The organism is Pseudorhizobium endolithicum (assembly GCF_902153245.2).
Taxonomy (GTDB): domain Bacteria; phylum Pseudomonadota; class Alphaproteobacteria; order Rhizobiales; family Rhizobiaceae; genus Neorhizobium; species Neorhizobium endolithicum.
This window is the reverse complement of sequence record NZ_CABFWF030000010.1, coordinates 22,080-47,521: the sequence shown is the minus strand read 5'-3', so window position 1 is coordinate 47,521 and position 25,442 is coordinate 22,080. Positions and strand designations below refer to the sequence as shown.

The 25,442-nt window shown below is 62.0% G+C and carries 29 protein-coding genes; 24 read left to right on the top strand and 5 right to left on the bottom strand.

The features are described 5' to 3' along the window. The first annotated feature begins 3 nt into the window (after positions 1 to 3). From rplR to rplQ, 10 genes are all read left to right on the top strand, one after another. The gene (gene rplR / locus RTCK_RS06065) at positions 4 to 366 is read left to right on the top strand and encodes a 50S ribosomal protein L18 (protein WP_142520897.1); all 363 of its coding nucleotides are present in this window, start codon (positions 4 to 6) and stop codon (positions 364 to 366) included. Positions 367 to 489: 123 nt separating this feature from the next. Further along, on the top strand, positions 490 to 1,059 hold the full coding sequence (rpsE, locus tag RTCK_RS06060) for a 30S ribosomal protein S5 (protein WP_142520896.1): 570 nt from the start codon (positions 490 to 492) through the stop codon (positions 1,057 to 1,059). Between the two features lie 11 nt (positions 1,060 to 1,070). Next, entirely contained in the window at positions 1,071 to 1,283 is a 213-nt protein-coding gene (gene rpmD, locus RTCK_RS06055; protein WP_142520895.1) for a 50S ribosomal protein L30, read from the top strand. A gap of 16 nt (positions 1,284 to 1,299) precedes the next feature. Beyond that, a complete protein-coding gene (gene rplO, locus RTCK_RS06050) occupies positions 1,300 to 1,773 on the top strand; it encodes a 50S ribosomal protein L15 (RefSeq protein WP_142592155.1) in 474 nt (157 codons plus the stop codon). 229 nt (positions 1,774 to 2,002) lie between these two features. Further along, positions 2,003 to 3,343 carry a preprotein translocase subunit SecY gene (secY, locus tag RTCK_RS06045; protein WP_142520893.1) on the top strand — a complete coding sequence of 447 codons (1,341 nt, stop codon included), beginning with the start codon at positions 2,003 to 2,005 and terminating at the stop codon, positions 3,341 to 3,343. Then, positions 3,340 to 3,990 carry an adenylate kinase gene (locus tag RTCK_RS06040; RefSeq protein WP_142592154.1) on the top strand — a complete coding sequence of 217 codons (651 nt, stop codon included), beginning with the start codon at positions 3,340 to 3,342 and terminating at the stop codon, positions 3,988 to 3,990. Before secY ends, RTCK_RS06040 begins: the two co-directional genes overlap by 4 nt. Before the next feature lie 239 nt (positions 3,991 to 4,229). After that, positions 4,230 to 4,598, top strand: a complete 369-nt coding sequence (gene rpsM / locus RTCK_RS06035) for a 30S ribosomal protein S13 (RefSeq protein ID WP_052638152.1) — start codon at positions 4,230 to 4,232, stop codon at positions 4,596 to 4,598. Positions 4,599 to 4,731: 133 nt separating this feature from the next. Then, entirely contained in the window at positions 4,732 to 5,121 is a 390-nt protein-coding gene (gene rpsK, locus RTCK_RS06030; protein ID WP_007766864.1) for a 30S ribosomal protein S11, read from the top strand. Positions 5,122 to 5,293: 172 nt separating this feature from the next. Then, the gene (locus RTCK_RS06025) at positions 5,294 to 6,304 is read left to right on the top strand and encodes a DNA-directed RNA polymerase subunit alpha (RefSeq protein WP_142520891.1); all 1,011 of its coding nucleotides are present in this window, start codon (positions 5,294 to 5,296) and stop codon (positions 6,302 to 6,304) included. Between the two features lie 45 nt (positions 6,305 to 6,349). Next, positions 6,350 to 6,775, top strand: coding sequence for a 50S ribosomal protein L17 (rplQ, locus tag RTCK_RS06020; protein WP_052638154.1), 426 nt, complete (start codon positions 6,350 to 6,352; stop codon positions 6,773 to 6,775). A 59-nt stretch (positions 6,776 to 6,834) separates the two neighbouring features. Here rplQ and msrQ read toward each other — a convergent pair whose 3' ends face one another. Next, complete coding sequence (gene msrQ / locus RTCK_RS06015) at positions 6,835 to 7,476, bottom strand: protein-methionine-sulfoxide reductase heme-binding subunit MsrQ (protein WP_142592153.1); 642 nt, start codon at positions 7,474 to 7,476, stop codon at positions 6,835 to 6,837. Next, positions 7,476 to 8,417, bottom strand: coding sequence for a protein-methionine-sulfoxide reductase catalytic subunit MsrP (gene msrP / locus RTCK_RS06010; protein ID WP_142592152.1), 942 nt, complete (start codon positions 8,415 to 8,417; stop codon positions 7,476 to 7,478). The genes msrQ and msrP overlap by 1 nt, the downstream gene beginning before the upstream one ends. A 229-nt stretch (positions 8,418 to 8,646) precedes the next feature. Here msrP and ilvD point away from each other — a divergent pair, with 229 nt between their 5' ends. From ilvD to RTCK_RS05985, 5 genes are all read left to right on the top strand, one after another. Then, on the top strand, positions 8,647 to 10,482 hold the full coding sequence (ilvD, locus tag RTCK_RS06005; protein WP_142520888.1) for a dihydroxy-acid dehydratase: 1,836 nt from the start codon (positions 8,647 to 8,649) through the stop codon (positions 10,480 to 10,482). A gap of 60 nt (positions 10,483 to 10,542) precedes the next feature. Further along, positions 10,543 to 10,764 carry a type II toxin-antitoxin system PrlF family antitoxin gene (locus RTCK_RS06000; RefSeq protein WP_142592151.1) on the top strand — a complete coding sequence of 74 codons (222 nt, stop codon included), beginning with the start codon at positions 10,543 to 10,545 and terminating at the stop codon, positions 10,762 to 10,764. After that, positions 10,751 to 11,092: a type II toxin-antitoxin system PemK/MazF family toxin gene (locus RTCK_RS05995; protein ID WP_142520886.1), complete on the top strand. Its 342-nt coding sequence runs from the start codon at positions 10,751 to 10,753 to the stop codon at positions 11,090 to 11,092. Before RTCK_RS06000 ends, RTCK_RS05995 begins: the two co-directional genes overlap by 14 nt. Before the next feature lie 108 nt (positions 11,093 to 11,200). Then, entirely contained in the window at positions 11,201 to 12,601 is a 1,401-nt protein-coding gene (locus RTCK_RS05990) for a DegQ family serine endoprotease (RefSeq protein ID WP_142592150.1), read from the top strand. Next, positions 12,598 to 13,914 carry a replication-associated recombination protein A gene (locus RTCK_RS05985; RefSeq protein ID WP_142592149.1) on the top strand — a complete coding sequence of 439 codons (1,317 nt, stop codon included), beginning with the start codon at positions 12,598 to 12,600 and terminating at the stop codon, positions 13,912 to 13,914. Before RTCK_RS05990 ends, RTCK_RS05985 begins: the two co-directional genes overlap by 4 nt. Here the strand turns inward: RTCK_RS05985 and RTCK_RS05980 are convergent. After that, complete coding sequence (locus tag RTCK_RS05980; protein ID WP_142592148.1) at positions 13,911 to 14,219, bottom strand: DUF1883 domain-containing protein; 309 nt, start codon at positions 14,217 to 14,219, stop codon at positions 13,911 to 13,913. The two genes, RTCK_RS05985 and RTCK_RS05980, sit on opposite strands and share 4 nt — an antisense overlap. Before the next feature lie 117 nt (positions 14,220 to 14,336). Here RTCK_RS05980 and RTCK_RS05975 point away from each other — a divergent pair, with 117 nt between their 5' ends. The 8 genes from RTCK_RS05975 (at position 14,337) to RTCK_RS05940 (ending at position 21,627) form a co-directional block, all read left to right on the top strand. Then, positions 14,337 to 14,585 carry a hypothetical protein gene (locus RTCK_RS05975; RefSeq protein ID WP_185927932.1) on the top strand — a complete coding sequence of 83 codons (249 nt, stop codon included), beginning with the start codon at positions 14,337 to 14,339 and terminating at the stop codon, positions 14,583 to 14,585. 274 nt (positions 14,586 to 14,859) lie between these two features. After that, the gene (gene ftsZ / locus RTCK_RS05970) at positions 14,860 to 15,897 is read left to right on the top strand and encodes a cell division protein FtsZ (protein ID WP_142520882.1); all 1,038 of its coding nucleotides are present in this window, start codon (positions 14,860 to 14,862) and stop codon (positions 15,895 to 15,897) included. Positions 15,898 to 16,141: 244 nt separating this feature from the next. Then, positions 16,142 to 16,771: an outer membrane protein gene (locus tag RTCK_RS05965; RefSeq protein ID WP_142592147.1), complete on the top strand. Its 630-nt coding sequence runs from the start codon at positions 16,142 to 16,144 to the stop codon at positions 16,769 to 16,771. A 253-nt stretch (positions 16,772 to 17,024) separates the two neighbouring features. Next, on the top strand, positions 17,025 to 17,357 hold the full coding sequence (locus RTCK_RS05960) for a four-helix bundle copper-binding protein (protein WP_142592146.1): 333 nt from the start codon (positions 17,025 to 17,027) through the stop codon (positions 17,355 to 17,357). A gap of 99 nt (positions 17,358 to 17,456) precedes the next feature. Then, the gene (locus RTCK_RS05955) at positions 17,457 to 18,467 is read left to right on the top strand and encodes an SDR family oxidoreductase (RefSeq protein WP_142592145.1); all 1,011 of its coding nucleotides are present in this window, start codon (positions 17,457 to 17,459) and stop codon (positions 18,465 to 18,467) included. Between the two features lie 101 nt (positions 18,468 to 18,568). Then, complete coding sequence (locus RTCK_RS05950; RefSeq protein WP_142592144.1) at positions 18,569 to 18,904, top strand: hypothetical protein; 336 nt, start codon at positions 18,569 to 18,571, stop codon at positions 18,902 to 18,904. A gap of 398 nt (positions 18,905 to 19,302) precedes the next feature. Next, complete coding sequence (locus tag RTCK_RS05945) at positions 19,303 to 19,776, top strand: hypothetical protein (protein ID WP_142592143.1); 474 nt, start codon at positions 19,303 to 19,305, stop codon at positions 19,774 to 19,776. A 438-nt stretch (positions 19,777 to 20,214) separates the two neighbouring features. Next, positions 20,215 to 21,627, top strand: coding sequence for a phospholipase D-like domain-containing protein (locus tag RTCK_RS05940; RefSeq protein WP_142592142.1), 1,413 nt, complete (start codon positions 20,215 to 20,217; stop codon positions 21,625 to 21,627). 243 nt (positions 21,628 to 21,870) lie between these two features. Here RTCK_RS05940 and RTCK_RS05935 read toward each other — a convergent pair whose 3' ends face one another. Next, positions 21,871 to 22,806 carry an SDR family oxidoreductase gene (locus RTCK_RS05935; protein ID WP_142592141.1) on the bottom strand — a complete coding sequence of 312 codons (936 nt, stop codon included), beginning with the start codon at positions 22,804 to 22,806 and terminating at the stop codon, positions 21,871 to 21,873. 485 nt (positions 22,807 to 23,291) lie between these two features. On the opposite strand from RTCK_RS05935, the gene RTCK_RS05930 reads away from it, so the two are divergent. Further along, entirely contained in the window at positions 23,292 to 24,488 is a 1,197-nt protein-coding gene (locus RTCK_RS05930) for an IS256 family transposase (protein WP_092938864.1), read from the top strand. A 98-nt stretch (positions 24,489 to 24,586) separates the two neighbouring features. Here the strand turns inward: RTCK_RS05930 and RTCK_RS05925 are convergent, their stop codons facing one another. After that, a complete protein-coding gene (locus RTCK_RS05925) occupies positions 24,587 to 25,390 on the bottom strand; it encodes an IclR family transcriptional regulator (RefSeq protein WP_142592140.1) in 804 nt (267 codons plus the stop codon). Positions 25,391 to 25,442: the final 52 nt, after the last annotated feature.

The following is a 25,442-nucleotide window of genomic DNA, read 5'->3' as shown; positions in this document are numbered from 1 at the left end:
ATCATGGCTACCAGAAAAGAAGCACTCAGCAAGCGTGCGAGCCGTGTTCGCCGCCAGGTCAAGAAGGTCGCAAACGGCCGTCCGCGTCTGTCGGTTCACCGCTCCTCCAAGAACATCTACGTCCAGGTTATCGACGACGTGGCCGGCCGCACGCTTGCTGCCGCCTCCACGCTCGACGCCGACCTGCGCAAGTCGCTCAAGACTGGCGCCGACACTGCGGCAGCTGCCGCCGTCGGCAAGCTGGTTGCCGAGCGTGCGACGAAGGCCGGTGTGAAGGAAGTCGTGTTCGATCGCGGCGCCTTCATCTACCACGGCCGTATCAAGGCCTTGGCCGAAGCTGCCCGCGAAGGCGGTCTGAGCTTCTAAGGAATTTTCGCCCGGTACCGTTCGCGGAGCCGGGCGAAATGCGGTTCTGCCGCACCCCGGATCCATCTTCGGATCACGTTGTAATCTGCCGATTGCACCCGGAAAAGAAAAAGGAAAAGGACAATGGCACAGGAAAGAAGAGGTTCTCGCGAAGACCGCCAGAACCGCGAAGAGCGCGATAGCGAGTTCGTCGACAAGCTGGTCGCGATCAACCGCGTCGCGAAGGTCGTCAAGGGTGGCCGTCGCTTCGGCTTCGCTGCTCTCGTCGTCGTCGGCGACCAGAAGGGCCGCGTAGGCTTCGGCCACGGCAAGGCACGCGAAGTGCCGGAAGCCATCCGCAAGGCAACCGAATCCGCCAAGCGCGACCTGATTTTCGTACCGCTGCGCGACGGTCGTACGCTGCATCACGACGTCAATGGCCGCCACGGCGCCGGCAAGGTTCTGCTGCGCTCGGCCAAGGCCGGTACCGGTATCATCGCCGGCGGTCCTATGCGCGCCGTCTTCGAAACGCTCGGCGTCCATGACGTCGTTGCGAAGTCGACCGGCTCGTCGAACCCCTACAACATGGTTCGCGCCACCTTCGACGCCCTGAAGCATCAGGTGCATCCGAAGGACGTCGCAGCCCAGCGCGGCCTCAAGTACGCAACGCTGCAGGCTCGCCGCGCCGCTTCCGGCAATGCATCGGAAGAATAAGGAGAGCGATCATGGCCAAGAAAGCCACCCAGGCAGACGCCAAGAAGACGGTTACGGTCGAGCAGATCGGTAGCCCCATCCGCCGCCCGGCTGTGCAGCGCCAGACGCTGATCGGTCTCGGCCTCAACAAGATGCATCGGGTTCGCACCCTGGAGGATACTCCGGCGGTTCGCGGCATGATCCGTGCTGTCCAGCATCTCGTTCGCGTCGTCGACGAGAAGTGAGACGGGGGAAATCATCATGAAACTGAACGAAATCAGAGATAACGAAGGCGCCGTAAAGGATCGCAAGCGCGTTGGTCGCGGTATCGGTTCCGGCAAGGGCAAGACCGGCGGGCGCGGCGTCAAGGGCCAGAAGGCTCGTTCGGGCGTCGCCATCAACGGCTTCGAGGGCGGCCAGATGCCGATCTATCGTCGCCTGCCGAAGCGCGGCTTCAACAACATCTTCGCGTCGGAGTATGTGACCGTTTCGCTCGGCCGCATCCAGACCGCGATTGATGCCAAGAAGCTCGACCCCAAGGCTACGATCGATGCAGCGGCGCTCAAGGCTGCCGGTGTCATCCGTCGCCCGAAGGATGGCATCCGGATCCTGTCCGACGGCGAACTGAAGGCCAAGGTTACGATCGAAGCGGCTGGCGCCTCCAAGGCTGCTGTCGAGAAGATCGAGAAGGCCGGCGGCTCCATCAAGCTTCCGGAAGTCGCCTCGGCGGAATAAACCGTTTAAGATCGCCCGGAGTGCTTCACACCGGGCGATTTTGCTCCCATATGTGAGCCTCACGATTCCGGGGCCGATCACCACGGTCGCGCTTTCCGGAACCATACGGAAAACTGGGTGAGGCACCGATTGCATCCGCGATCCCCGCCCGTTTTTTGAAACTGAATTTGGACTGCTTTCCGGGCCCGGCATCACCTCCGCCGGCGGAATTGGTCAGGCGGAGAAATGCATGGCGTCTGCAGCGGAACAACTTGCCTCCAATCTCAATTTTTCGACTTTTGCGAAGGCGGAAGACCTCAAGAAGCGGCTGTGGTTCACGCTTGCAGCGCTTCTCGTCTATCGGCTTGGCACCCATATCCCGCTCCCGGGCCTCAATCCGGAGGCCTATGCGCAGGCCTTCCGCGGCCAGGCCGGCGGCATTCTTGGCCTTTTCAACATGTTTGCGGGCGGCGCCGTCGAGCGGATGGCGATCTTCGCGCTCGGCATCATGCCCTATATCTCCGCGTCGATCATCGTGCAGCTGATGACCTCCGTGGTCCCGTCGCTCGAAGCCCTCAAGAAGGAAGGCGAGCAGGGCCGCAAGGTCATCAACCAGTACACGCGCTACGGCACCGTTCTTCTCGGCACGCTGCAGGCCTATGGCATCGCGGTGGGTCTCGAAAGCGGCAATGGCCTCGTGGTCGATCCGGGCTGGTTCTTCCGCATCTCCACCGTCGTGACGCTGCTCGGTGGCACGATGTTCCTGATGTGGCTCGGCGAGCAGATCACCGCGCGCGGCATCGGTAACGGGATTTCCCTGATCATCTTCGCCGGCATCGTGGCTGCGCTTCCGTCTGCCCTGGCCGGTACCCTGGAACTCGGTCGTACGGGCGCATTGTCGACGGCGCTCATCCTCACGGTCATTGTCGTGGCCATCGCGGTCATCATGCTGATCGTCTTCGTGGAACGGGCCCAGCGGCGGCTGCTCATCCAGTATCCGAAGCGTCAGGTCGGCAACCGGATGTTCCAGGGCGATACCTCGCACCTGCCGTTGAAGCTCAACACCTCCGGCGTCATTCCTGCGATTTTCGCGTCTTCGCTTCTCCTTCTGCCGGCGACGGCTGCAGGTTTCGCGGGGAATTCGGAGATGCCTGGCTGGGCCACCACCATCATCTCGGCGCTCGGTCACGGCCAGCCCGCCTTCATGGTGCTCTATGGCCTGCTGATCGCCTTCTTCGCCTTCTTCTATACGGCCATCGTCTTCAATCCGAAGGACACGGCCGATAACCTGAAGAAACATGGCGGTTTCATCCCGGGTATCCGTCCCGGCGAGCGGACCGCCGAGTATATCGACTATGTCCTCACGCGCATCACCGTTGTCGGCGCAGCATATCTGGTCTTCGTCTGCGTTCTGCCGGAGCTGCTGATCGCCCGCACGGGCGTTCCATTGGCCCTTGGTGGTACTTCGCTTTTGATCGTGGTCAGTGTAACCCTCGATACGGTTGCCCAGATCCAGGGTCATCTTATTGCCCAGCAATATGAGGGCCTGATCAAGAAGTCGAAATTGCGTGGAGGAAAGAGGGGACGATGAGACTGATTCTTTTGGGACCGCCGGGCGCGGGGAAGGGGACCCAGGCCCAGCGGATCGTGGAGAAGTACGGGATCCCGCAGCTCTCCACCGGCGACATGCTGCGTGCGGCCGTCGCCGCTCAGACGGATGTCGGCAGGCGCGCCAAGGAAGTCATGGATGCCGGCAAGCTGGTATCCGACGACATCGTCATCGCGATCGTCTCCGAACGGATCGATCAGCCCGACTGTGCCAGCGGTTTCATCCTCGATGGCTTTCCCCGCACGCTCGTGCAGGCGGATGCGACGGAGAAGATGCTGCGGGACAAGGGTCTGGCACTTTCCGCCGTCATCGAGCTCAAGGTCGATGACAAGGAACTGGTCCGACGCGTGTCGGGCCGCTATTCCTGCGCCCAGTGCGGCACTGTCTACCATGACACCGACAAGACACCTTCGAAGGAAGGCGTCTGCGACAAGTGCGGTTCGACTCACTTCAAGCGCCGTCCGGATGATAATGCCGAGACCATGACCCAGCGCCTCGAGGTCTACTACAAGGAAACCTCGCCGCTGATCGGCTACTACTATGCCAAGGGCAGGTTGGAGACGGTTGATGGCATGGCAGAGATGGATACCGTGACGGCGGATATCGAGAAGATCCTGTCGGCGCTTTGAGCGGATGGCGATCTGTTAAAGAATCTTGGCGGGGCCGGTTGCATTTTTTTACCGATTCCGCTAAACACCGCGCCAACTCGCGACAGCATATGCGATCGGCGCGGATAGCCCGTAAGGGTTTCCGGATCCGATCGCTTTGACCTGTTCCGGATGGATTTGAACTGGCGGCCTTAGATCGGCTGCTCTCATGGAAGAAGTACCACTTGCCGGACGGCAACTGGAACGCAAGGAGAATAGGCGTGGCACGTATCGCTGGCGTCAACATCCCGACTGCGAAGCGCGTCGTTATCGCGTTGACGTATATTCACGGGATCGGCCCGAAATTCGCACAGGAAATTGTCGAGAAGGTTGGTATCCCGGCCGATCGTCGCGTCCATCAGCTGACGGATGCAGAAGTCCTGCAGATCCGCGAAACCATCGACCGTGACTATCAGGTCGAGGGTGATCTTCGTCGTGAAACCTCGATGAACATCAAGCGTCTGATGGACCTCGGCTGCTACCGTGGCCTGCGCCATCGTCGTGGCCTTCCGGTTCGCGGTCAGCGCACGCACACCAATGCCCGCACCCGCAAGGGTCCTGCGAAGGCGATCGCCGGCAAGAAGAAGTAATCTCCCGGTTCTCCGGGTGAGGGAGGCTGGCGTTCGGTCGCTGGCCTCTTTTTGAGTTTGGAGCAGGATTTCAGTTCTGTTCCGGTGGAGCCGCTGGAACTACGGCGGTGACGAGATCAACGAAAGGAAGACCATGGCCAAGGAAGCCACCCGCGTCCGCCGTCGCGAACGCAAGAACATCACGTCGGGCGTTGCCCACGTAAACTCGACCTTCAACAACACGATGATCACCATCACCGACGCGCAGGGCAACGCGATTGCCTGGTCGTCTGCTGGTGCAAAGGGCTTCAAGGGTTCGCGCAAGTCGACCCCGTTCGCTGCTCAGATTGCTGCCGAAGACTGCGCCAAGAAGGCTCAGGAGCACGGCATGAAGTCGCTGGAAGTGGAAGTCTGCGGTCCGGGTTCGGGTCGTGAGTCCGCTCTGCGCGCCCTCCAGGCTGCGGGCTTCATGATCACCTCGATCCGTGACGTGACGCCGATCCCGCACAACGGCTGCCGTCCGCGCAAGAAGCGCCGCGTCTAAGTCGGATGCGGTGGCCTCTTGGCCGATCGCATTGAACTTGCGTAATGCCGCCTTACTTCGCTCGTCGAAGTCTGGCGGTTTTGCCGTACCGCCGAATGGCAATGCCTCACTCGGTGCTTCTCATGCTCGGTTGCCACGATTGGATGGTGGCAACGAACGGAAGGTTTAAAACATGATCCAGAAGAACTGGCAGGAACTGATCAAGCCGAACAAGGTGGAGTTCACCTCGTCCGGCCGTACCAAGGCAACGCTGGTTGCGGAGCCGCTTGAGCGGGGCTTCGGCCTGACGCTCGGCAACGCCCTGCGCCGCGTGCTTCTGTCTTCGCTGCGCGGTGCTGCTGTTACCGCCGTTCAGATCGACGGCGTTCTGCACGAGTTCTCCTCCATCCCCGGCGTTCGGGAAGATGTGACGGACATCGTGCTCAACATCAAGGAAATCGCCATCAAGATGGATGGCGACGATGCCAAGCGCATGGTTGTGCGCAAGCAGGGGCCTGGTTCGGTCACCGCCGGCGACATCCAGACGGTTGGCGACATCGAGATCCTCAATCCGGACCACGTCATCTGCACCCTCGACGAGGGCGCCGAGATCCGCATGGAATTCACGGTCAACAACGGCAAGGGCTATGTCCCGGCCGAGCGTAACCGTGCAGAAGATGCGCCGATCGGCCTCATCCCCGTCGACAGCCTCTATTCGCCGGTCAAGAAGGTGTCCTACAAGGTGGAAAACACCCGTGAAGGACAGGTTCTCGACTACGATAAGCTGACCATGACGATCGAGACCGATGGTTCGGTCACCGGTGAAGATGCAGTGGCCTTTGCGGCTCGCATCCTCCAGGACCAGCTCGGCGTATTCGTCAACTTCGATGAGCCGCAGAAGGATGTCGAGGAAGAGGCCGTCACCGAACTGGCGTTCAACCCGGCGCTCCTCAAGAAGGTCGACGAACTGGAGCTTTCCGTCCGTTCGGCCAACTGCCTGAAGAACGACAACATCGTCTATATCGGCGATCTCATCCAGAAGACCGAGGCGGAAATGCTGCGCACTCCGAATTTCGGTCGCAAGTCGCTGAACGAGATCAAGGAAGTTCTGGCATCCATGGGCCTCCATCTCGGCATGGAAGTTCCCGCCTGGCCGCCGGAGAACATCGAAGACCTCGCCAAGCGTTACGAAGACCAATACTAACAAGTCAGACTGCAGGCGAATGCCTGCAAGTGAAGGAGACCAGACATGCGCCACGCAAAAGCAGGCCGCAAGCTCAACCGCACCGCAAGCCACCGCAAGGCGATGTTCGCCAACATGGCGGCTTCGCTCATCACCCATGAGCAGATCGTCACCACCTTGCCGAAGGCAAAGGAAATCCGTCCGATCGTCGAGAAGCTCGTCACGCTCGGTAAGCGCGGCGACCTGCACGCTCGCCGCCAGGCGATCTCGCAGATCCAGGACCAGGACGCCGTCCGCAAGCTGTTCGACGCGATCGCCTCGCGTTACGCAACCCGCAATGGCGGCTACCTGCGCATCATGAAGGCCGGCTTCCGTCAGGGCGACAACGCTCCGCTCGCCGTCATCGAGTTCGTTGAGCGCGATGTCGATGCCAAGGGCAAGGCCGACAAGGCTCGCGTTGCCGCTGAAGCTGAAGCAGCAGAAGCTGCATAATCAGCAGTTTCGTATCGCGGATAGTTCGAAGGCCGGGCAGAAGTGCCCGGCCTTTTTCGTCATCTGCTGGCGCGCGCCAGGCGCGGACCGCCTCGCTTCCAGTTCAGGAACGGCTTGCGCAGCGGTCGATAGAGAAGCAGTAGGGCAACGAGGGCAATGTGAACGAAGGGTGTCAGCGTCACGGATTTGACCGCCAGGAAGTAGTGCAGCGCACCACCCAGTGCGACCGGGTAGATCAGCCGGTGCAGTCCGTTCCACCTCTGCCCCAACTTTCGTATCGACCAGTTGTTGGAGGTCAGTGCCAATGGCAGGAGGCAGGCCACGCAGACCATGCCGATCGTGATGTAGGGGCGCTTCGCGATGTCCGCGCCGATCGAGCCGAAGTCGAGGCCGCGGTCAAGGATGAGCCAGACGCTGAAGTGCATAAGGACATAGTAGAAGGCAAGCAGCCCCAGCGCGCGTCTGTAGCGAAGCCAGTTGATGCCGACGATGTCCCGCAGGGGTGTGATCGCGAGCGTGGCGATGAGGAAGCGTAGGGCCCAGATGCCTAGCAGGTGTTCGAACGTCTTGACCGGATTGACGCCCAGTCCACCGGTTGCGCCGAGATAGAAATTCCAGGCGGCCGGGACGAGGCCCACGGCATAGAGCGCCCAGATGCTGGGCCCGTGCAGGCGGCGGGGCAGGGCGGGAATGCCCACCATCAGTAATTCGCCTTGAGGTCCATCCCCTCGTAGAGGCTGGCGACCTCCTCGCCATAGCCGTTGAACATGAGGGTGGGACGGATGGCGACCTTGAAGAAGCCACCTTCGCCGATCCGCTGCTCAGTCGCCTGGCTCCAGCGCGGGTGATCGACCTCCGGGTTCACGTTCGAGTAAAAGCCGTATTCGCGCGCGTTGGAGTTCTTCCAGGTGGTCTCTGGCTGCTCCTCGACAAGCGAGAGCCTGACGATCGACTTGATGCTCTTGAAGCCGTACTTCCATGGCACGACCAGCCGGATCGGAGCGCCATTCTGGTTGGGCAGCGTCTCTCCGTAGAGGCCGACAGCGAGGATGGTCAGCGGGTGGCGGGCCTCGTCGAGCCTCAGCCCTTCGACATATGGCCATTCAAGCGGCTGGAAGAGGCCGGTCTGTCCCGGCATTTCCTCCGGCCGCACGAGTGTCTCGAAGGAGACGTACTTGGCGCTGCCGAGCGGCTCCACCTGGTCGAGGAGCGCCGAAAGCGGGAAGCCGATCCATGGTATCACCATCGACCAGCCTTCGACGCAGCGCAGGCGATAGACGCGCTCCTCGAGTTGCATCTTCATCAACTCCTCGATGCCGAATTCCTTCGGCTTGCCGACCATGCCGTCGACCTTCACCGACCACGGCAGCGGCTTGAAATGCTGCGACTTCTCGGATGGGTCGCCCTTGCCGGTGCCGAACTCATAGAAGTTGTTGTAGGTGGTGACCGCTTCCTTCGGCGTGAGCTTTTCGTCGGTGGAGAATTGACTTGGTGATGCCGCCAAGGGGGCCGCGATTGCCGATCCGGCCCCGAACATTGCTACACCGGCCGCGGCGGTGCCGATGAACTTCCGGCGCGACATGTAGATCTCGCGGGGCGTGATCTCCGAGGCGCTGAAGCGGGGCGGGCGATAGGCAGGCATGACGGTCTCCCTGGGAGCTATTTTCTTCTTATACGTAGCGCGCCGACGATTGGTTTCACAGCGTCCGTCAACAGAACGAGAGGCACATTCGCGTGAGGCGTACCGCAGAGTACCGTTTTCCGCTCCCCTGATAGTGACACTATACGGGTGTTGGAGTAGGAAACTGGCAAAGCTGCCGGGTGCTGCCCGTGCCAGATGCGCTCCACGAACAAGTCCGAGGAAGAAACCCATGCCCGCCTACCGTTCCAGAACCACGACCCACGGCCGCAACATGGCTGGTGCGCGCGGCCTGTGGCGCGCGACCGGCATGAAGGACGGTGATTTCGGCAAGCCGATCATCGCGGTGGTCAACTCGTTCACCCAGTTCGTGCCGGGCCACGTCCACCTCAAGGATCTCGGCCAACTCGTTGCCCGCGAGATCGAGGCGGCCGGTGGGGTTGCCAAGGAGTTCAACACGATCGCCGTCGATGACGGCATCGCCATGGGCCATGACGGGATGCTGTATTCGCTGCCATCGCGCGAGATCATCGCCGACTCCGTCGAGTACATGGTCAACGCCCACTGCGCGGATGCCATGGTCTGCATCTCCAACTGCGACAAGATCACGCCTGGCATGCTGAACGCTGCCATGCGCCTCAATATTCCTGCCGTCTTCGTGTCAGGCGGACCGATGGAGGCGGGCAAGGTCGTTCTGCAGGGCAAGACGGTTGCGCTCGATCTCGTGGACGCAATGGTCGCCGCTGCCGACGACGCGATCTCCGATGCCGATGTCCAGGCCATCGAGCAGGCCGCCTGTCCGACCTGCGGCTCGTGCTCGGGCATGTTCACCGCCAACTCGATGAACTGCCTGACGGAAGCGCTCGGCCTGTCGCTGCCCGGCAACGGCTCGACGCTCGCCACCCATTCGGACCGCAGGCGCCTGTTCGTCGAGGCCGGCCACCTGATCGTCGATCTCGCCCGTCGCTATTATGAGCAGGAGGACGAAAGCGTCCTGCCGCGCTCGATTGCGACCAAGCAGGCCTTCGAAAACGCCATGGCTCTCGATATCGCGATGGGCGGCTCCACCAATACGGTGCTGCATATTCTCGCGGCCGCCCACGAAGGTGGTGTCGACTTCACCATGGACGACATCGATCGCTTGTCGCGGAAGGTTCCCTGCCTTTCCAAGGTGGCGCCGGCCAAGAGCGATGTTCACATGGAGGATGTCCACCGCGCCGGCGGCATCATGCGTATCCTCGGGGAGCTTGATCGCGGCAGCCTCATCAATCGCGAGTGCTACACCGTCCATGAAACGACGCTCGGCGATGCCATTGATCGCTGGGACATCACGCGCACCAACAGCGAGACCGTCCGCACCTTCTTCAAGGCGGCTCCCGGCGGCGTGCCGACACAGGTTGCCTTTTCACAGTCGTCGCGTTGGGATGAACTCGATACCGACAGCGACAACGGCGTCATCCGCTCGGTCAAGAACCCGTTCTCCAAGGATGGTGGGCTGGCGGTGCTCTACGGCAACATCGCTCTGAACGGCTGCATCGTGAAGACGGCAGGCGTGGATGAGTCCATTCTGAAATTCACCGGCCCGGCCCGTGTTTTCGAAAGCCAGGACGCTTCCGTCAAGGCGATCCTCAACAACGAAGTTGTTGCCGGCGACGTCGTCGTCATCCGCTACGAAGGCCCGAAGGGCGGCCCCGGCATGCAGGAAATGCTCTATCCGACGAGCTACCTCAAGTCGAAAGGCCTCGGCAAGGCCTGCGCCCTCGTCACCGATGGTCGCTTTTCGGGTGGCACGTCCGGTCTGTCCATCGGCCATTGCTCGCCCGAGGCAGCCCAGGGCGGAGCGATCGGCCTCGTGCGCGAAGGCGACATGATCGAGATCGACATTCCTGGCCGCACCATCAACTTGCTGGTCTCGGACGCCGAGCTGGCGCATCGGCGGGCGGAGCAGGATAAGGCGGGCTGGAAGCCGGTCGCGCCCCGCAAGCGCAACGTCACCACGGCGCTCAAGGCGTATGCCGCCTTCGCCGCAAGTGCCGACAAGGGCGCCGTGCGGATCCTGCCCGAGTAGACGGAGTTCCTCTTGTCCAATGTAAGGAACTTCCTTACATTGGAGGCGAGAGGAAATCCTATGATCACGAGCAAGATCACCAGCAAGGCCCAGACGACCATTCCGCAGCCGGTGCGCCACGCGCTCAGCCTGCAGGAAGGCGATCAGATCCGCTATATGATCGAACCCGATGGCCGTGTAGTGATCTCCAGGGTTCCGACGGCAGAACTCGCCGACGATCCGTTTGCCACCTTCGGGGAGTGGGACGGTGACGCCGATAGGAAAGCTTATGCTCGGCTTTAGGCGCGGCGACGTCATTCGGGTTCCGTTCCCATACACGGATCGCGATACGCGCCAGCGCCGACCGGCTCTTGTGGTTTCCGACGGAGGACTAGGAGAGGGTGGAAACCTGCTTTGGGTGGTCATGATCACCTCGGCCGAGAACCGACCTTGGGCGGCTGATGTTGCCGTTCCGAATCGCGCTGAAGTAGGCCTGCCGGCTCCGTCCGTAGTGAGGCCGGTAAAGATCGCAACTGTCGAAGGTCGCCACGTTGAACGCATCGGAAGCCTTCCTGAGACAGTTCTTCGTGAGGTGATGAAGCGCGTTGAGGCCATCGTCGGTATGGCTTAGAGAAGCTGACGCAGGTTCTAGAGCCTTTCCAGAATACTTGTTCAGCCACCTTACCTTTCCAGCCTGCCGCGCTACAAAACGGATCGCCGTTTTAGGATGAGGATAAACATGTCGAGCATTCGCAGCCGCCTGATGATTGGGTTTGTCGCCCTTGCCTTCTTCGTCCCGTCGCCGCTTCTGGCGCAGGCCGAAAAGTCGGTGCCGCAGAGCCAGGCGGAGATCCAGCTCTCCTTCGCCCCGCTGGTGAAGCAGACGGCGGGCGCTGTCGTCAACGTCTATGCAGAGCGCGTCGTGCAGCGGTTGAACCCGTTCGCAGGCGACCCCTTCTTCGAGCAGTTCTTCGGCCAGCGCATGCCGAACCGGACGGAGAAGCAGTCTTCGCTGGGCTCCGGCGTGATCGTGTCCGCCGGTGGTCTGGTCGTCACCAACAACCACGTCATCCAGGGGGCGGACGACATAAGGATCGCGCTTGCCGATGGCCGGGAATTCGCGTCCGAGGTGCTGCTGAAGGACGAGAGCCTCGATCTTGCCGTGCTGAAGGTGGCGGCAGATGAGAGCTTCCCCCTCTTGCCGATCGGAAATTCCGATGCGGTCGAAGTGGGAGATCTGGTACTGGCGGTCGGCAACCCCTTCGGAGTGGGGCAAACGGTGACGAGCGGCATCGTGTCCGGCCTTGCCCGCAACCAGGTAACGCCCGGAGATTTCGGCTTCTTCATCCAAACCGACGCCTCCATCAACCCCGGCAATTCTGGCGGGGCGCTGATGAACATGGACGGCGAGCTGATCGGCATCAACACGGCAATCTTCTCCCGCGGCGGCGGGTCGAACGGCATCGGCTTTGCGATTCCCGCCAACTTGGTGAAGGTCTTCCTGGCCGCCGCCGAAAAGGGTGAGGAGACGTTCGAGCGGCCTTATATCGGTGCGAGCTTCGAGCCGGTGACCTCCGATGTCGCCGAGGCACTTGGGCTGAAGGCGGCAAGGGGAGCGCTCGTCGTCCGCGTCGTTGAAGGCGGGCCTGCCGACAAGGCCGGACTGAAGCCGGGTGAGGTCATTGCAGCCGTCAATGGCATCGAGGTGGAACATCCCGACGCCCTCGGTTACCGTTTGACGACGGCCGGCCTCGGTAAGGAGGCGGCACTGACGGTACAGTCGAACGGCACGCGCGAAATCACCATAGCCCTCAACACGGCTCCTGAGACGCCGGCTCGGGATGAGCGCCTGCTGGAGGGACGCAATCCATTCGCGGGCCTACGCATTGCGAACCTTTCGCCAAGGCTCGCCCAGGAGCTTCGCATGCCGGCGGACAAGGCGGGCGTCGTGGTAGTCGATGTCGCCCGAGGCTCGCCTGGAAGCCGCCTCGGCTTTCAGCCCAAGGATCTGGTGATCTCGCTGAACGGCGTGGCCGTGGCTTCTACGCGTGCGATGGAAGACATGCTGGACGAGGATCCGGGTTTCTGGCGCGTCGAGATCGAGCGCGATGGCCAACGGATACGGCAATTCTTCCGATGAGCGGCGATCTCTTTGCGCCGAAGGTTCCGGAGGAGATCGCCAATCGTCGGCCGCTCGCCGATCGTCTTCGTCCGAAGACGCTGGCAGAGGTTGCGGGGCAAGAGCATCTGACGGGCGAGGACGGCGTGCTGCGACGGATGATCGCCTCCGGCTCGCTTGGGTCGATGATCTTCTGGGGACCGCCCGGTACCGGCAAGACAACGGTAGCACGGCTGCTGTCCGGTGAGGCGGGGCTGGCCTTCGAGCAGATTTCGGCCATCTTTTCCGGCGTCGCCGATCTGAAGAAGGTCTTCGAGGCGGCGCGCATGCGCCGGATGGAAGGCCGTCAGACATTGCTCTTTGTCGACGAGATCCACCGCTTCAACCGCGCCCAGCAGGACAGCTTCCTGCCCGTTATGGAGGATGGAACGGTCATTCTCGTCGGTGCCACGACGGAAAACCCGAGCTTCGAACTGAATGCGGCTCTTCTGTCTCGCGCCCGGGTCCTGACCTTCCGGCCGCATGACGAGGAGAGTCTGGAGGAGCTTCTGAAACGGGCGGAACAGGCGGAGGAAAGACCGCTGCCGCTCGATGCCGGGGCGCGTGCCAGCCTGGTCCGCATGGCCGATGGCGATGGGCGGGCCGTGCTGACGCTGGCGGAGGAGGTCTGGCGGGCGGCGCGGGTAGGGGAAGCCTTCGATATCGAGGGCCTGGCGCTGATCGTCCAGCGCCGCGCGCCGGTCTACGACAAGGGGCAGGACGGCCACTACAACCTGATCTCCGCCCTTCACAAGTCTATCCGAGGCTCCGATCCCGACGCCGCACTTTACTACCTGGCGCGCATGTTCGATGCCGGGGAAGACCCGCTCTATCTCGGGCGGAGATTGGTGCGCATGGCGGTGGAAGATATCGGGCTTGCCGATCCGCAGGCGCTCGTCGTCTGCAATGCCGCCAAGGATGCCTATGACTATCTGGGTTCCCCGGAGGGGGAGCTGGCTCTGGCAGAGGCCTGTGTCTACCTCGCGACGGCTCCCAAATCCAATGCCGTCTATACGGCCTTCAAGGCTGCGATGCGCGCGGCGAAGGAAAACGGCTCGCTGCTGCCGCCTAAGCATATCCTCAACGCGCCGACCAAGCTGATGAAGGGCGAAGGTTACGGCCAAGGCTACCGCTACGACCACGATGAGCCGGATGCTTTTTCCGGCCAGAACTATTTCCCGGAGAAGATGGGCCGGCAGGTGTATTACGATCCGCCGGAACGGGGCTTCGAGCGCGAGGTCCGCAAGCGGCTCGACTGGTGGGCGAGGCTGCGCAAGGAGCGCGGAGAGCCTTAGCCAGCCTTTCGCTGTGCGGCGGCAGCCGGCGGCGTCACCTTGACCGAGCAGTCGGCAAGTCCGCGATGGCCTTCCATGTCGACGACAAGGTGCCAATGCCCGTCTTCCGGGATCACCAGCCGGATCGGCGACTTCTTGGCGACACCCCCGACATATTTGAAGTCCAGCAGTTCCTTGAAGCGCTGAAAGTTACCAGCCGTCATCAGCCGCACATTGTTGATGGCGTTGAGGGTGATCTCGACGGCGGTGCCGGCCCGCTGGCCCTTGAGGTCGAAATGTTTGAAACGGAAGGACGGTGCTGCCACGTCTGCCTCGCATATGCGATGCGTTTTGTCCAGTATGAGTGGTCGAGCGTTAAGGAACGGTGGAACCGGATCGCTTTTCGAGGGTTTTCCGATCGTAAGAATTGAAAAGGCCCGGCCATGGAACCGATCAGGACAAACACCTATCTCACCGTCATAGCGTCGATGATGGTCAACGCGGTGGTCTTCGGCTTCGGAGCGATTGCCATCCTCTCGATACCGGCACTGGCGGGATATGCGAAGTTCCTGCTGCCTGCATGGATCGTCCTTTCGTTCGTCGTGGCGCCGTTCATTGCAAGAAGGATCGCGCCGCGGATGCGGCTGCGTTACTGGCGCCGGCGCGAGGAGCGGAACGCTCACGGTCTCTGAGTTACAACGAGGCGGCGTTCTCCCCTGTCGCCGCCGACAACAACCTGAATGACCTCCAGTCGACTTGCCCTGCCTTTCCCCGGAGGCAGGGCTTTTTCTCGTCTGCCGCTTCCGCGGCAGGTGCCCGGGACGACGTGGGCTCTGAATGCAGCAAATGCGGCCGTACCTTGTCCTTTTGCCGCGCCTCTGCCTTGTTGGCGGCCTAATCTCGCAATCGATTCGCCGGTGCCCGTTGCTGGGCTGGCCGCGGAATATTGGCGCAAAGGACTAAGCGATGTCGGACGACAAGAAGCACATGATCACGGAAATGCGGCCCAAGATCACCGTGATCGGTGTGGGCGGTGGCGGCGGCAACGCCATCAACAACATGATTGCAGAGAACTTGGAGGGCGTGGAATTCATTGCCGCCAATACCGACGCACAGGTGCTGGCGACTTCGAAAGCCTCACGTCGCATCCAGCTCGGCACGGCCGTGACGGAGGGCCTGGGAGCGGGATCCCTTCCGGAAATCGGCCGGGCCGCGGCTGAGGAATCCATCGACGAGATCATGGACCATCTCTCCGGCTGCCACATGTGCTTCGTGACGGCCGGCATGGGCGGCGGGACCGGCACCGGAGCCGCGCCGGTTATCGCCCAGGCCGCGCGCAATGCCGGTATCCTCACGGTCGGCGTGGTGACCAAGCCATTCACCTTCGAGGGCAACCGCCGCATGAAGACGGCGGAAGCCGGCATTGAGGAACTGCGTCGGGCCGCTGACACCGTGATTGTCATCCCCAACCAGAACCTTTTCCGCATCGCTGACGCCAAGACGACCTTTGCCGATGCCTTTATGACGGCCGACAAGGTCTTGTTCTCCGGCGTCGGTTGCATCACCGATCTGATCGTCAAGGAGGGCTTGATCAATCTCGACTTCGCCGACGTCAAATCGGTGATGAAGGGCATGGGGCGGGCGATGATGGGCACTGGTGAGGCGTCGGGCGACGGCCGCGCCCTCGTCGCTGCGGAGGCAGCGATTGCCAATCCGCTGTTGGACGAGATTTCCATGAAGGGCGCCAAGGGCGTGCTGATCTCGATTTCCGGCGGCTCCGACATGACGCTGTTTGAGGTGGACGAGGCTGCGAGCCGAATCCGTGACGAGGTCATGGACGATGCCGACATCGTCGTTGGCGCGATCTTCGACCGTGAGCTGGACGGCAAGTTCCGCGTCTCGGTCGTCGCCACGGGGCTGGATGGAGGGCAGGGCAGTGTCGCCGAGCCTCTCAATGGCGTTGCTGTCGATGCTGCGGCGCCGGTGCCGCGTTTCCTGCAGTAAGCGGGCCTCCGGGATGCGGCGTCTCCCCGGCGGCATCGCCTCCCGGTCTTGTTACACTTGTTGATCGGCGCGTTGGGCGGGCCGGTACGAACGTTAAGAGACCGTTTATGAATTCGTGAAATTCAGAACGGACTTGCCGGTGGTCGGCCTGACGGGGCTCTATGGAGGTCGCGACCGCCGCAGGATGTGTAACTGAGTAAAGCCCGTATCTCTCTCGGCATACGGGCGCTGTACGGAGTAGACCATGACCAACAAGCCCTATGTTCTGGCGATCGTCGCCGCATTCGCCGCAAGCCCCGCCTGGGCAGCGGATCTCACCTATTCGGAACCTGCGCCCGCTTACGAGGAGCCCACCGCTTCGACGGGCGGCTGGAGCGGCGCCTATGTCGGTCTCCATGCCGGCACGAGCTCGGACCACGGCATGCCGCTGTCCGGCGAGAGCGAGTTCATGGGCGGCATCCAGGGCGGCTATAATGTCGAGATGGGCGGCGCTGTCGTCGGCGGCGAGCTGGAGCTGTCCCATATGGGCGACACGGAGGTCGATGTTCCCGGCGGCGAACTGAAGGAGCGTTACCGGGTCGCCGCGAAGGCGAAGGTGGGCGCGCCGCTCGGCGATACCCTCGTCTACGGAACGGCCGGAGCCACAATGACCAGCCTGCGCGATACGTCCACGGCCGAAGGCCCGGATGGCTGGAAGCCCGGCTGGCTTCTCGGCGCTGGCGTGGAGCAGAAGTTCAACGACCAGATCTCCGGCCGCGTCGAATACAACTACACCCGCACCGGCGACGTGCGCAGCTTCCCGGCGGCCGGTGGCACGACGGAGAGCAATGTCAGCGACCACACGATCAAGGCCGGCCTGAACTACAGGTTCTAAGGCCGCGATCCACCCTGAGTTATGCGAGCCGGCATCGGACATCCCGATGCCGGCTCGTCTGCTTTTGTGTTGCCTCGCATTCACCGCTGCGGTGTTCCCGCTCCGACAGCAGATCGGAACTAATCTCAGGGCGCACCCCAGGATGGAACCTTGACCCTCTCCCCGTGTTCCCTTGCAGCGGACCAACCGAACCCCGCTTCCACTCGCGAAGTTCAAGCGGGTGCCGCGGTTCCTGGAACAGGAGGGAGACCCCATGCATCACGTCTCGCCGGAGATGAAGGCCTGTATCGACAACTGCCTTGCCTGCTATGCCGAGTGCCTTTCCGTGGCCATGGGCCACTGCCTGGAAATGGGGGGCAAGCATACAGAGCCCGCCCATTTCAAGCTGATGATGGCCTGCGCGGAAATCTGCCGCACCTCCGCACATTTCATGCTGATCGGCACCGAGCATCACAAGCATACCTGTCGGGAATGCGCCGAGATCTGCCGGCAATGCGCCGACGACTGCGAGCGGATCGGAGACATGCAGGCCTGCGTGGACGCGTGCCGCAGGTGCGCGGAAAGCTGCGAGAAGATGGCTGCCTGACCGCCCGGTCGTGGAACATGCCCAGTCTGTTCTCGCTGCGGGTGAACAACTGGAGCCTGCGAACGTTCTATCCATCGGTTAGAGGAATGGAGGCTGACGATGCGGCGATCTGCTGAATTGCGAACGGTCGTGATCACCGGAGGTTCGGCAGGCGTGGGACGCGCCGTGGCCCTCGCCTTTGCCCGGCGCGGCTGGCGGATCGCACTCCTCGCTCGCGGCCGCAAGCGGCTGGACGCCGTGATGGCGGAGGTCAATGCGGCGGGAGGGCAGGCGATCGCCGTTCCGGTGGATGTCGCAGATGCCGGGGCGGTGCGCCGGGCAGCGGATCAGGTTGTCTCCACCTGGGGACAGATCGATGTCTGGATCAACAACGCCATGGTGACCGTGTTCGGTCCGGTCGATAAGGTCGAGCCCGACGAGTTTCGGCGGGTGACGGAGGTGACCTATCTGGGTCAGGTTCACGGAACCCTGGCGGCGCTCGGCCACATGAAGCGGGCAGGCCGCGGCACGATCGTCTGCATCGGCTCGGCGCTCGCCTATCGCTCCATCCCGCTGCAGGCGGCCTATTGCGGTGCCAAGGCGGCAACCCGAGGCTTCGTGGATTCGCTCCGCAGCGAGCTCATCCACGACAAGTCGCCGATCCGGCTGACCATGGTTCACCTGCCGGCGGTCGACACGCCGCAATTCGGCTGGGCCCGCTGCAAGATGGATCACGAGCCGCGACCCGTGGCGCCAGTCTTCGCTCCGGAGGCGGTCGCCGAGGAAATCTACCGCGCCGCCATCACTGCGCCGCGCGAGCTGTGGGTCGGCATGCCGACCGCCAAGACGATCATCGGCGGACTGACGCTTCCGGGCCTCACCGACTGGATGGCCGCAAGCCAGGCCTATGAGGGGCAACTGGACCAACGGCCGGCCTCCGCCTCGCGTCGCGACAACCTCTTCGAGCCGGTCGACATCGATGAAGGCTTCAGGGAGGGCCGCTTCGCTGACGAAGCGTCCGGCTCGGTCGGTGCGATCAGCGCGGCCGGGGCGAAACTCATGCTTGCCGGCGCAGGTCTCGCGCTTCTCGCCGCAACGCACCTCCTGCCGCGGCGAAGGATCGGCCGATAGCCGGATCTCTCATTTTCATGTCACCGGCAGGAGACGTGGCGGATCCGGATGTGAACACTCTCTTTCCCGGCCCAACGGACGTAGCAGCAATGGAGGTTCCCGTGAGATTTGTGCCGTCTCTCGCCCATGGAGTGGCTGACTATCTCGTCGGCTGGGGGATGATCGTGCTCGCCTTCGCCTCTGGGGCGGAGGGGGCGGGATTCATCGCCTACCTCCTGCTCGGCCTGTTCGCCATCGTCTATGCGCTCCTGACCGATTATGAACTCGGCTGGAAGCCGGTCCTGACCCTGCCCGCCCATCTGGCTCTCGACGCCGCCTTCGCCGTCGCCATGCTGCTTCTGCCGCTCCTCTTCACGCTGCCGGTGATGCTCCTGTGGACGAGCGTGGCGATTGCATTCATGGCCGGCGTCCTGGTGGCGACGACGAAGATGCCGTGAGACGCCTTTTCCCTCCGATCGGGCGTTTCGACCTCAGAGCTATTTCTTGCAGGTGCCGGCTGCGTCCTTGCCCTTGCATTCGTTGCAGAGGTCGCCGCCGGCCGGCTTCGTTGGCCGCTCGTCATAGTTCGTGGTCGGCCAATTGCTGCAATTGCTGCACCAATGCCAGGTGTCGCTGCCATTCCGCCTACGATATGCCATTCGGTCCTCCCATAGTTGTGCGCGGAGACGCTATGCCAATTCAGGATGGTATTCTACAAACTCGACGCAACCATGGAGATGCATTGTCATGAATGGCGGTTGTGGATGTCTAGAGCCACGGACCCACACGTTGCATTGTCGGGCGCAGGGCCTATCTTAGTGCTCATGGATCTTCGTCCGAATCCGGAGGTAGCGTGATGGCCTGGGCCGCTGCCGCCGCTATCGCAGTCGTTCTCCTCCTCTATCGGCTCAACCGACGTGCAGCATTTGCCGTTCTGGCCGCGGCGCTCGTCGTCGGCGGCGTGCTGTGGCTGGTGACCGAGCGCGAGGAACGCCAAAGGAGTGCGCTGAAGGAGGCGATCACGGCGCGGGCCGCCGCCGACGCCTCGGCCTGCCCGGATCCCGGGCGACCGATGATGGTAAAGTTCCACAACGGCAACGATCGGCCGGTGGCGCGCATGTCCTTCGGCCTGACGGCGCGGCTGAAGGGCCATTCTACGATCAGCTACCGCGCTTTCCTGCGCAGTGACAGGGTCATCGAGCCGGGAGGGACGGCGGTCCTCTGCTACGGCATCCTGCCCCACGGCTTCGTCCCGCCGCGACCGGCGGTAATCGACCTCAGCGCCTATGAGTGGAGCGTGCAGATCTCACTCGTGGGTTTCGGGGATTAGCGGGGCGCCGGAGCATCCGGTGCCTTGGAGAACGGACGCCTCCCTTCTCATCGGATCGCGCTTTGCTTGCCGAGGATGGCGAGGAGACACACTACTCCTATGGTAATCTTGGAGTTCATTTTCAGCGGGGCGCTGACACCGATGAAGGAGAGGTCACCAGCGCCAGCACCGCTGATTTCTCTTACCTAGATGGCCTGGTTCCACGCCGTTATGGTAGGGTCCCTTCGGTGCTCCCCACGGATGTCTGACAGGGCCGGGCTTGCCAATCCGTCGGAATTGCCATCTGATCTCTGCAGGAGCGCCCATGAAGCTGCACTCGGCCCTGTATCTTGGGGGCGATCGGCAACTGGCCGAAGGGGCGTACCTGAGTGCCTTGCGGCGTAGGTGTGATTTCTCCAACAACCGGGCGTGCGTCATCCATCGCCGAGACTTGCGAGCATGTTGACCAGGATCCTGTTTCTCGCGATCGCGGCAATGATTGTCGCTCTTGCCATCGCCCATTTTGTCTTTCGCCCGCCTTCGCTCGATGGACGAACCGTCACGCAGGCGGTGCAGGCCAGTAATGCGACGCCCCTCGGGAAGCTCGCACTCTCCCGTGCCGGGGAGCAGGATGACCGGAGCGGGGTTCTTCCCTTGCTCGATGGACCAGATGCGTTCGTTGCAAGGATTGCACTGATTCGTGCAGCGCAAGTCGCGGTCGACGTACAGTATTATATCTGGCAGCGAGACGCGACGGGGCTCATTCTGCTTGACGAGTTGAGGGAGGCCGCCGAGCGCGGAGTGCGCATCCGGCTTCTGCTCGATGACAACGGCATCGCCGGCCTGGATGCCGATCTTGCGGCTCTCGACACCATGCCGGGCGTGGAGATCCGGCTCTTCAACCCGTTCATCCTCGGGACGTTCAAGCCATTGGGCTATGCTTTCGATTTCGTTCGGCTGAACCGGAGGATGCACAACAAGTCCCTTACCGCCGACGGAGCGGTAAGCATTCTGGGCGGGCGTAACATCGGCGACGTTTATTTCGGCTTCGGAACTGGCGTGCAGTTCATCGACACCGAGGTGATGGTGACGGGTGCCGTGGCGGACGCTATCGGAGCCGATTTCGACCGCTATTGGCATAGCCGCTCGGCCCATCCGCTCGATCGGCTGGTGGAAGAGGGCTCCCCCGCCTCAAGGCGTGACCTGGAGCAAGAGGCGGAGGCGGCGATGAAATCGGAGGAGGGGAGGCTCTATGCAGAGCGGCTGAGGGATTCCAGCCTTGTGAGGCAACTGGCTGCCGGTCGGTTGGAGTTCGAGTGGACAAGGGTCTCGCTCGTCAGCGACGATCCGGCCAAGGGGCTGGGGGAGGCCGAGGAAAGGAACCTCCTGTTCCCGCAGTTGATGACGCTGCTCTCGCGGCCCACCCGTTCCGTCGACCTCGTTTCCGCCTATTTTGTTCCCGGACGCCAGTTCACGACCCGGCTCGAGGAATTGTCGCGAAGCGGCATTCGTGTCCGGGTCCTCACCAATTCGCAGGCGGCTACGGATGTCACTGTGGTGCACAGCGCCTATGTAAAGTATCGCGTCGGGCTCCTGCAGGCCGGGGTGGAACTCTACGAACTGAAGCCCGCTTTCGGAACGCCGCAAGAGCCGGACACCGTCAGTCCCTCCGGATCGTCGCGTTCATCCCTGCACTCGAAGACCCTTGCGGTGGATGAGAGCCGCATCTTCGTCGGCTCGTTCAACTTCGACCCGCGCTCCCTGCTGCTCAACACGGAGATGGGGGTGGTGGTCGACAGCCCAATCCTCGCAGGCTTTGTTTCGCAAGCCTTCTCGGAACGTCTACCGGCGGCGAGTATCGTCCCGTCTTGAACGGTGAGGGCAAAATGGTTTGGCAGGAGATTGCTGCAGACGGCTCTGTCATCCGCCACGAAGAAGAGCCGGGAACAAGTTTGGTGTCGCGGACTGCCGTCTGGATTATGGGCTTGCTGCCGATCGAATGGCTGCTCTAGTTCGCAGGCTGTTTGCCTGTATTTTCGGAAATTCCACCTGCAGAAGGCAACCGATAGAACCGGCGCCTGCGGAATGACCCGCCAATGCGGAGGTCGGCCGCGGCTACATCCTGAGAAGGCCGGCCTTGCTTCGCCAGTAATTGCGCCAACCTCCGCCTACCGTATTTGGTCCTGCAGGCTGATACAGATTGCCATCATGTTCGTCCTCCGAACCTTCATCGAACTGCAAGCGCGGTGCAAGCCGTGCGATGAGCCGTTCTGTAAGCCGCGGGAACAGCTTCAGAGCGATGTTCAGAAGGTGCCCGTAACTTCCGACGATGACCTCGGCGCGCGGCTGCTCCGAGACACGAACGATTGCCTTCGCAACGCGTTGGACGGCGTAGACCGCCGGCAGGCACCGCGCGGGTTTTCCCATGTGGTTCGCCGCTTTCTGGTAGATCGGAGTGTCGATCGCGACGGGAAGGATGGTGCAGACTTGGATGTGCTGGAAGTCGCGCATCTCCTGGCGCACACACGTGGTGAACCCGATGATCGCAGCCTTGCTTGCCACGTACGCGCCAAGGAACGGCTCCCCTGATTTCCCGAGCATTGAGGCCCCGTTGATCAGGACGCCTCCACCTTCCTGTCTCTGGAAATGTTGTAGGGCGGTTCGTGTGCCGTTGACGTAGCCGAACAAGTTGACGTCGATCACACGGCGAAAGGGCTCCAGAGATTCATCCAAGACCGGCCCAAACATCAGCACAGCTGCGCAGTTGAGCCAGACGTCAATCCTGCCGAAGGCAGCCACAGCGGCATCCCCCAGCTTGGAAACCTGGTCTGAGATGGAGACATCGGCCGGAAGGGTAAGAACAAGGGCCCCGAGCTTTCGACACTCCTCCGCCACGAGCTCAAGCTGTTCTCTATTCCTGGCAGACAGCACGAGGGCCACATTGGCCCGTGAAAACTCAAGAGCAGTTGCGCGGCCAATGCCGCTGGACGCTCCCGTGATGACGACGACCCGCCCGGCCACCGGCGCAGGTGCCGCCGACTCTTCAACCATTCCCGCCGATCCTTTCTATTCCGAAGCGGACATGGACCGGCATGCAAGACCGTCGTGTCGGCTCGTCTCTCATGGGCGGCGTCCTTTTTTTCCGAGAGGGCCCTTTCCACGAAGGGCCAGTCCCATAAGGCGTTGCTGTCTCGTTGGTGGCCGGCGGTTCATTCTGCTCCTTTGGAACCCGGAGCTTCCGGATTGGTTGCAATGGCCGCATCCGGAGGAGCGGTTCTGCGCGAATGCGACTTGTGGGGACCGCGACGAAGGCCCCCATCAACGGGCATAGAGACGGCCGCCCTTGGTGATGGTGGGGCGGCACGCTTCCCATCTTGGCTCAAACGAACCAGGGGGCCGCACTCGCCAATCGGGGCGCGCCTCTGAATAGTTCCCGCGCGGATCGTGTCCCATGGAGTGGTGTAGCTGGATTTCATAGCCATCGGTGATTTCCGGTAGGGTCGGGTTGCTTATGACCAACCTGAGGGACACCACCGATGACCGACGACATGATGAACCTGCGCTCACTCGTTGAGAAGAGCGCCGACGCCGATTTGCTGCGCGAGATGATCGGCTTCGCTGCCGAGAAGCTGATGGCGCTGGAGGTCGGCACAAAGACGGGCGCGGGTTATGGCGAGAAGAATGGCTTCCGACTTGCCCAGCGCAACGGCTATCGCGACCGGGACTGGGAGACACGGGCGGGCACCGTCGAGCTGCGCATTCCAAAGCTTCGCACAGGCAGCTATTTCCCGAGCTTTCTCGAACCACGCCGCATGGCAGAGAAGGCCCTGACGGCGGTGATCCAAGAGGCCTATATCCAAGGCGTCTCGACCCGATCCGTCGATGACCTCGTTAAGGCCATGGGCATGTCGGGCATCTCCAAGAGCCAGGTATCCCGGCTCTGCGAGGAGATCGACGAGAAGGTGAAGGCCTTTCTCGACAGGCCCATCGAAGGGGAATGGCCCTACCTTTGGATCGATGCGACCTACCTCAAGGTCCGGCGCGGCGGGCGCATCGTCTCCGTTGCCGTCATCATCGCCGTCGGCGTCAACACCGACGGTCGACGCGAGGTGCTCGGTATGGAGATCGGCACATCCGAGGCCGAGGCGATCTGGACCGAGTTTCTTCGAAAGCTGACCAGGCGGGGTCTGCGTGGCGTCAAGCTCGTCGTCTCCGATGCCCATGAGGGCATCAAAGCCGCCGTCTCCAAGGTTCTCTCGGCCACCTGGCAGCGCTGCAGGGTTCACTTCATGCGCAATGCGCTCGCCCATGCCGGAAAGAGCGGACGCCGTGTTGTCTCCGCCTTCATCGCCACGGCCTTTGCCCAGGACACGTCAGAGGCTGCAAGTACCCAATGGCGTAACGTCGCCGACCAGATCAGGCCGAAGGTGCCCAAACTCGCCAGTCTCATGGACAGTGCCGAGCAAGACGTGCTCGCTTACATGACCTTTCCCAAGCAGCATTGGGCCAAGCTTCACAGCACCAATCCAATCGAACGCCTCAACGGCGAGATCAAGCGGCGCACCGAGGTCGTCGGCATCTTCCCCAACGACGACGCAATAGTCAGACTGGTCGGTGCCTTGCTCCTGGAGCAGAATGACGAATGGGCCGTCCAGCGGTCCCGCTACATGACACTGGAAACCATCGCAACAATGAGCGATGATCCGCTTATCAGCCTGCCAGCAGCAAGCTGACACTCATCCGGCCCTCGGGAATGAGCCGTGGTCGTCTAAGCTACACCACGTCCTGGGACACGATCGGCATCAACAAATGAAATGGAAACCAGCTTGTCTTATCGAGAAGAGCTGGCGGCTCCTCGCGGTTCATTAAAACCGAGCTTCTCCGAGATCTCGCGTGACGCACGAGTAAGACTCGCGAGGTAGACGTCACGATTACGAAGGCCGTCCTCGCGTGGCGCAACAAGGCAAAGCGTTGCGATACACATGCCGTCAGCCCGGTAGATCGGAGCTGCGAAACAGTGGGTGAAGTTTTCCACAACACTGTTGAATGTGAAATAACCGTCTCGGCTTGCCTTTCGTACCTGAGCAATAAACTCGTGAGGATCGAGCCGCTGATCGTTCGGCAGCAAGAAGTCTTCATGAGGAATGAAATCAATGATTTCCTGATCTGTTAGATGCGCAAGCAGTAGCCGTCCCGACGCTGTCCAAGGAATTGAAACCAGCTCTCCAACGTTGGCGGAAATCCGGAAAGGGCGCAGCCCTTCCCGCATCATTGCCACGGTGTATTTGTTCCCTTCAAGGAGACACATCTGCGCAGTCTCCCGAGTTTCCTCGGCAAGCCGCACCAACATGCGGTCGCACTCACGCATCAGATCAAACTGTTCCGCATAGACGCTTCCAAGGAAGTACAACTTTCGGCCAAGGAATACCCGCCCGTCACCGCCTTCGTATTCCAACATCCCGTGACGTAGCAGCAAGTTAACGAGTTCATAGATTGAGGAGCGCGGCGCGCCGATGCTGGAGGCAATCTCGTTCGGGCGCATGGGTCGGCGCGTTTGACGCAGGAACTCAAGAATTTCGAACGCCCGATCCAAGCCGCGGGTTCGCTTTGCTGTGATGTCTACGGCTTCAGGCATAGGCTTCCTTCAACAACCAAGGGAGTCGCGGCCGCTTTCGCCGCGACCCACA

Bases quoted from the DNA above. Each gene is read 5' to 3' on its own strand.
- RTCK_RS05995 (WP_142520886.1), top strand. From the start codon at position 10,751: ATGCTCGGCTTTAGGCGCGGCGACGTCATTCGGGTTCCGTTCCCATAC.
- RTCK_RS05990 (WP_142592150.1), top strand. From the start codon at position 11,201: ATGTCGAGCATTCGCAGCCGCCTGATGATTGGGTTTGTCGCCCTTGCC.
- RTCK_RS05930 (WP_092938864.1), top strand. From the start codon at position 23,292: ATGACCGACGACATGATGAACCTGCGCTCACTCGTTGAGAAGAGCGCC.
- ftsZ (WP_142520882.1), top strand. From the start codon at position 14,860: ATGTCGGACGACAAGAAGCACATGATCACGGAAATGCGGCCCAAGATC.
- RTCK_RS05975 (WP_185927932.1), top strand. From the start codon at position 14,337: ATGGAACCGATCAGGACAAACACCTATCTCACCGTCATAGCGTCGATG.
- ilvD (WP_142520888.1), top strand. From the start codon at position 8,647: ATGCCCGCCTACCGTTCCAGAACCACGACCCACGGCCGCAACATGGCT.
- rplQ (WP_052638154.1), top strand. From the start codon at position 6,350: ATGCGCCACGCAAAAGCAGGCCGCAAGCTCAACCGCACCGCAAGCCAC.
- secY (WP_142520893.1), top strand. From the start codon at position 2,003: ATGGCGTCTGCAGCGGAACAACTTGCCTCCAATCTCAATTTTTCGACT.
- rpmD (WP_142520895.1), top strand. From the start codon at position 1,071: ATGGCCAAGAAAGCCACCCAGGCAGACGCCAAGAAGACGGTTACGGTC.
- RTCK_RS06025 (WP_142520891.1), top strand. From the start codon at position 5,294: ATGATCCAGAAGAACTGGCAGGAACTGATCAAGCCGAACAAGGTGGAG.
- RTCK_RS06000 (WP_142592151.1), top strand. From the start codon at position 10,543: ATGATCACGAGCAAGATCACCAGCAAGGCCCAGACGACCATTCCGCAG.
- RTCK_RS05945 (WP_142592143.1), top strand. From the start codon at position 19,303: ATGGCCTGGGCCGCTGCCGCCGCTATCGCAGTCGTTCTCCTCCTCTAT.
- msrP (WP_142592152.1), bottom strand. From the start codon at position 8,417: ATGCCTGCCTATCGCCCGCCCCGCTTCAGCGCCTCGGAGATCACGCCC.
- RTCK_RS05925 (WP_142592140.1), bottom strand. From the start codon at position 25,390: ATGCCTGAAGCCGTAGACATCACAGCAAAGCGAACCCGCGGCTTGGAT.
- RTCK_RS06040 (WP_142592154.1), top strand. From the start codon at position 3,340: ATGAGACTGATTCTTTTGGGACCGCCGGGCGCGGGGAAGGGGACCCAG.
- rpsE (WP_142520896.1), top strand. From the start codon at position 490: ATGGCACAGGAAAGAAGAGGTTCTCGCGAAGACCGCCAGAACCGCGAA.
- RTCK_RS05940 (WP_142592142.1), top strand. From the start codon at position 20,215: ATGTTGACCAGGATCCTGTTTCTCGCGATCGCGGCAATGATTGTCGCT.
- rplR (WP_142520897.1), top strand. From the start codon at position 4: ATGGCTACCAGAAAAGAAGCACTCAGCAAGCGTGCGAGCCGTGTTCGC.
- RTCK_RS05965 (WP_142592147.1), top strand. From the start codon at position 16,142: ATGACCAACAAGCCCTATGTTCTGGCGATCGTCGCCGCATTCGCCGCA.
- msrQ (WP_142592153.1), bottom strand. From the start codon at position 7,476: ATGGTGGGCATTCCCGCCCTGCCCCGCCGCCTGCACGGGCCCAGCATC.
- rplO (WP_142592155.1), top strand. From the start codon at position 1,300: ATGAAACTGAACGAAATCAGAGATAACGAAGGCGCCGTAAAGGATCGC.
- RTCK_RS05935 (WP_142592141.1), bottom strand. From the start codon at position 22,806: ATGGTTGAAGAGTCGGCGGCACCTGCGCCGGTGGCCGGGCGGGTCGTC.
- RTCK_RS05955 (WP_142592145.1), top strand. From the start codon at position 17,457: ATGCGGCGATCTGCTGAATTGCGAACGGTCGTGATCACCGGAGGTTCG.
- rpsK (WP_007766864.1), top strand. From the start codon at position 4,732: ATGGCCAAGGAAGCCACCCGCGTCCGCCGTCGCGAACGCAAGAACATC.
- RTCK_RS05985 (WP_142592149.1), top strand. From the start codon at position 12,598: ATGAGCGGCGATCTCTTTGCGCCGAAGGTTCCGGAGGAGATCGCCAAT.
- RTCK_RS05960 (WP_142592146.1), top strand. From the start codon at position 17,025: ATGCATCACGTCTCGCCGGAGATGAAGGCCTGTATCGACAACTGCCTT.